Source organism: Sulfitobacter sp. UBA4523, from assembly GCF_002388305.1.
Classification (GTDB): Bacteria; Pseudomonadota; Alphaproteobacteria; order Rhodobacterales; family Rhodobacteraceae; genus Sulfitobacter; species Sulfitobacter pontiacus.
Genome location: NZ_DGMH01000041.1, coordinates 5,770 through 10,966, shown reverse-complemented (window position 1 = coordinate 10,966; position 5,197 = coordinate 5,770). Strand labels below are relative to the sequence as shown.

Sequence of the window (5,197 nt, the reverse complement as noted above, 5' to 3'; positions counted from 1 at the left end):
TGCGATCAGTGCTTCCCGCGCGGCTATCGTGCGGGCGAATTCGATGCCGGTGACGCCGTCCGCCCGGGCCATACGCGAGGCGACGCGCGGATCAAGATCGGGACGTGTCTGGTCAAAATAGGCCCCGTGGTGGGCGCGGGACTCGACTGCCGAGAATTGCCAAACGGGTAGGGCGCGGTAGTCCTCGAAAAAATCGAGGGTCTGTCGTCGTACGCTGACGCCAGATGCCCGAAGCACCTCGAGCGCGGCTTCAAAGGCGTCGACGACTTCGGTATCCAACCCGTCCATGCCGAAGTTCTCTGGCACGATAACTGCACGCGGTGCAGAGGACGCGGGAAGCGGTCGGTCTCGTAGCACGTTCAACACCGGCCGCAGCATGCCAACGTCTCGGGTCAGCACTCCGACACTATCCAGCGAATGCGACAGCGGCACTGCCCCCTCGCGCGAGATCGTTTGCGCTGTCGCTTTGAACCCGAATAACCCGCAAAAGGCCGCCGGAATACGTGCGGAGCCGCCGGTGTCTGTCCCAAGCGCGATGTCAGCCACACCTCGCGCCACGGCAGAGGCACCGCCCGAGGTCGATCCACCCGCGATACAGCCTTCTTTCAACGGGGTGAGGGGGGTGCCATAATGTGGGTTCAGGCCAAGACCGGAATAGGCGAATTCCGTCATATTTGCGTGACCAACGAGCCCCGCACCTGCACCGCGCAGCCGCGCGACCGCCACAGCGTCCTTGATGGCGGGTGACGCGTCTTGACGGACCAGCGATCCCGCACGGGTGACTTGGCCCCGCACGTCGAACAGGTCTTTGACTGCTACGTTCAGCCCTGATAGCGGGCCTTCGCCTTCGACCGGATCATCGAAGGTGCGGGTGAAATCGGGCGCCAGAGCGCGCGCGCGGGCCGCGTCGAGGAGAGATTGAGGGGTCTGTGTCATCAAATCAGCCTTTAAATCGTTTGCTCTACAAGCCATGTCGCGATGCCGGGGAAAGCCGTCAGCAGGATCACGGCCAGCACAAGGATCAAGAAGTAGGGGACGATCATACGAGTGATCTCGAAGATCGATTTGCCTGTCAGGTTCTGGATCACGAACAGGTTGAACCCCAGCGGCGGCGTGATCTGCGCCATTTCGACGACGATGATCAGATAGATCCCGAACCATACCGGATCGATCCCAACGGCAGCCACGGCGGGCATCACAACCGAGGTCGTGAGCACCACGATGGAAATTCCGTCTAGGAAACAGCCAAGCAGCACGAAGAACACCGTCAGCACAGCAATCAACCCCGGTGCGCCCAACCCACTGGCAGAGATGATTTCGGCCAGTTGCCCGGGCAAGCCGGAGAAGCTCATGGCCGAAGTGAGAAAGGCCGCGCCAAGCAGGATCAGGCCGATCATGGCAGAGGTGCGGGTGGCCCCCAAAAGCGAGGCGATAAAACTGTCGCGGTTCAGTGACCGGCCAAAGGCCGCGATGATGAGCGCCCCGGCCACACCGATGGCGGCGGCTTCGGTCGCGGTGGCGACCCCGGCATAGATCGACCCGATGACCCCGATGATCAAACCGACCACCGGCAGCAGCATCCGCAGGCGGTGCAGGCGCTCAGCGATCGGTAGACGGGGTTCGGGGGCGGGCACGCCATCGGGGTTCATTTTGGACCAGATGGCGATATAGCCCGAGAACAACGCCATGAGCATCAGCCCCGGCACCACGCCCGCAATGAACAGACGGTTCACGGACACTTGGGCCGCGACGCCATAGACGATCATCACGATCGACGGGGGGATCAACAGGCCAAGCGTGCCCGATCCAGCCAAAGAGCCGATGGCGAGACGGTCGGCATAGCCACGCGATTTCAGCTCGGGCAGGGAAATGCGGCCAACGGTGGCGGTGGTGGCTGCCGACGATCCGGACACAGCGGCAAAGATCCCGCAGCCCGCAACGTTGACATGCGCCAACCCTCCGGGCAGCCGCCCGACCCAAGGGGCGAGCCCGGAAAACAGGTCTTCGGCCAGACGGGTACGGTAGAGAATTTCGCCCATCCAGATGAACAGCGGCAGCGCCGTTAGTGTCCAGCTGGCGGAATGCGCCCACATGGTGGTGCCGAGGATCGCATCGACCGGCGTCGAGGTGAACATCATGAAGATCACGACGCCCGACGCCATGAGTGCCACGCCAACCCAGATGCCCAAGCCCAAAAGTACGAGCAGGGACACGACCAGAACGGCGGATTGCAGAAAAATATCCATGATTATTCGCCCCGACCTTGTTCGTTTGTATCGTCGCTTTCGACCGGTAGGCCGAGAATGAGGCGTAGCGTGCGCTCGGCAAAGGCTAGCGCAAAGAGCACCGACCCCAAAACCATCGCAGATTGAGGCCACCAAAGCGGAACGGCCACCACACCTTGGCTGACTTCGTTGTAGGTCCAGCTTTCGTGGACATAGCCAAAGATCGCCCAAGCGACCCAGCCCATCATCGCGGTGGCAAAGGCAGCGGCCAGAATGTCAGCGATATGTCCCAGACGATCCGGCATCAGATGGCGTAACGAGGTGACGCGGATATGATCGCCCCGTATCAGGGTCGCCGGCAGCGCAAGGAAAATCGATGCGCTCAGCCCCCACGCCGCGAAATCATCCGCCGACGGGATTTGACTTCCCATCAGGCGAAGGCCGATTTGCGACAGGATCAGGGCCGCGATCCCCAGAAGGGACAGCGCGGCCAAGACTCCGCAAAAGTTGAATAAATGGCGGGTTAGCAACATGGCGGCGGGCTCCGGATTGGTGGGGCGGGCGGGGTAGGGACACCCCTAGCTGTTTGCACAAAGGCCCGGGCGTTTGACAGCCCGAGCCTGCTTGGATCAGTTCAACGCATCGACGATCTTTTGACCGTCTTCACCTGCCTGTTCCAGCCATTCTGCACGCATGGTCGCGGCAATCGTCTCGAAGTCGGCAGCCAGTCCTTCGGGGGTCGGCAGCACGTTCATGCCATTGTCAGCCATTGTATCTGTCGCTTCGGTAGTGGCCACTTCGGCCATTTCAAAGCCACGGGTTTCTGCCAGTTCAGCCGCTTCTTGCAGTGCGGTTTTCACCTCGTCAGACAGACCGTCGTAGGCCCCTTTGTTCACGATCACCATGTTCTTGGGCAGGAAGGCCTGAACGTCATAGTAATGCGACACGAAGTCCCAAGCTTGGCTGTCGACACCGGTCGACGGCGAGGTGATCATACCGTTGATGACCCCGGTCGAGAAGGCTTGGCTGATTTCGGAGGTGGCGATGGTGGCGGGAACGGCACCCAAAAGCTCGGCCAGGCGCGCGGTCGATGGGTTATAGGCGCGGAATTTGACCCCGTCGAAAGAGGCGGCGTTGGTCACCTCTTGGTTCATGTAGACGCCTTGCGGTGGCCAAGGGGCGGCAAACAGCAGAACCAGTCCATCTTCGGCCAGTTTTTCTTCGTAGATGGGGCGGGAGGCTTCCCAAAGCGCGCGGGCCTCGTCAAATGTGGTCGCCAAAAGCGGCACCGCATCGGCAGAGTAAACGGCGTCTTCGTTGCCAAGGGCCGAGATCAGGACTTCGCCGATGGGAACGATGCCGCGCTGGACGCCGCGCTTCAGTTCGGGACGCTTGAGCAGGACAGAGTTCGACACAACGTCGATTTCCAGCGCGCCATCCGACAGGCGGGCCACGTCATCTGCAAAGGCGCGGATGTTCTGCGTCAGATAGTTGCCGTCTGGTGCGTCCGCTGACATTTTCCACGTTTCAGCATGGGCCAGACCGGCCGTCAGGGCTGCGATCGCAGTTCCGATGAGAAGGTGTTTCATGTGGGGTATCTCCTGTTGGGGTGGTTTGTTGTTCTTGCCCTGCCGTTGTGGCAGGGCAGGGTGGTTCACTCAGTCTTCTAATGCGGGCAGGTCCTGCGCATCCAATGACCACATTAGGCGGAAGGTTTCGGCCTCGCGCACCGCGCCGCCCAATTGCTCGGTCAATTGGCGCAGGGTCGCTTCGGCGATAGGCTCTGACGTCACATCTATCGCGATGCAAGGGGCCAGAACGCGCCCTTCGATGGTTTCGGACGGCAGCGGGGTCGAAAGGGTTTCGTCGGGGATCATATGATGCACGCGCAACACGCCTTCCTCGGCCATCAACTTGCCAAGCACGTCGGCGACGGCGTCGCGATCCATGGCATCTGGCACCAGCTCGATCAGCACCAGTGCGCCGCCCCAGCCAAAGCCGCCCTCTTGCGCGACATGCATCACCCGACGGCGGGTGTTGGACATCCGACCAAAGTTGGTGATCGACCACTGGGTCTGTTTGGTAAAGGCTTTGCGGTAGGCGTCGGAGGTGAAATCGGCAAGGCTGCTGGCGCGGTAAAGCGCAAGGTAGCGCCGGGCCGAGCCGGATACCGCCCGATAGCGCCGCGCACCGGTGAAGCCCGGAATACGAACGCGCTCCTCCATATGCTCTCTGTCATACCACTGGTTGAAATCTGCTTCATGATCTGGGTCGATATCGCTCCAGACGAAAAGCTGTGCCTGATCGGTTGTACGGATATTGCTCATTCTGCATCCTGATCTTGGACATAGCTTTCCCGTCACGTGGCGGGGCACGGCCCGCCTCCGTCGAGGTGCGGTCAAGCTCTGTCGATTGTTGTTGGGGCACCCTTGCCGAGATGGGGCCCAACGACAAACGGGATTATTCAGGGGGGGGTGATAGGGTTTTCCGATCAGGCCGGTTCACACCGCGTCAGGTTTGGCGCTGATGACGCTCTGCACAGACCCGCGCTAGATCGGCGATTGCCTTGTAAGTGGCCACATCGGAACTGCGCCGCCAGATGCAATACAGCGGCAGCGGCGGCAGTTCCGCATCGACATCAAGCTCGTAAATACCTGGCCCGGCCAAATCACAGGCCAGTGGCATGGTCGCAATCCCAAGTCCGCGCTGTGTCAAACGGGCAATCGCGGCCATTGATGTGATGCAATGTACGATCGAAGGCCGCAGGCCGCGATCGCTGAAAAGCGCGAGTACATTGGCATGGGGGCGCGAATTGCGGGTGAAGGTGATCAGCGGGCTGGTGACAACATCAGCGAGGGAGAGTTTTTCGTCGCGCATCCCCTCTGGCCCGAACCAGCCCATGGCCAGTGGCGGCAAGTCGGCGCAGACACAGGTTTGATCGTGGCGGTCATCTGTCGTCAGCAACATATCCA

At 61.2% G+C, this 5,197-nt stretch carries 6 protein-coding genes; all 6 read right to left on the bottom strand.

Annotated features, from left to right (window positions below):
- On the bottom strand, nt 1–936 hold a 936-nt coding region (locus B3849_RS10035), incomplete at its 3' end, for an amidase family protein (RefSeq protein WP_286780077.1).
- 11 nt (nt 937–947) lie between these two features.
- Entirely contained in the window at nt 948–2,246 is a 1,299-nt protein-coding gene (locus tag B3849_RS10030) for a TRAP transporter large permease (protein ID WP_037942143.1), read from the bottom strand.
- A 2-nt stretch (nt 2,247–2,248) separates the two neighbouring features.
- Entirely contained in the window at nt 2,249–2,719 is a 471-nt protein-coding gene (locus B3849_RS10025; RefSeq protein ID WP_286780076.1) for a TRAP transporter small permease, read from the bottom strand.
- Nucleotides 2,720–2,854: 135 nt separating this feature from the next.
- On the bottom strand, nt 2,855–3,814 hold the full coding sequence (locus tag B3849_RS10020) for a TRAP transporter substrate-binding protein (protein ID WP_286780075.1): 960 nt from the start codon (nt 3,812–3,814) through the stop codon (nt 2,855–2,857).
- 69 nt (nt 3,815–3,883) lie between these two features.
- A complete protein-coding gene (locus B3849_RS10015) occupies nt 3,884–4,552 on the bottom strand; it encodes a DUF4286 family protein (RefSeq protein ID WP_286780074.1) in 669 nt (222 codons plus the stop codon).
- 184 nt (nt 4,553–4,736) lie between these two features.
- Nucleotides 4,737–5,197, bottom strand: a 461-nt coding sequence (locus B3849_RS10010) for a LysR family transcriptional regulator substrate-binding protein (protein WP_286780073.1), incomplete at its 5' end; no start/stop codon positions are given.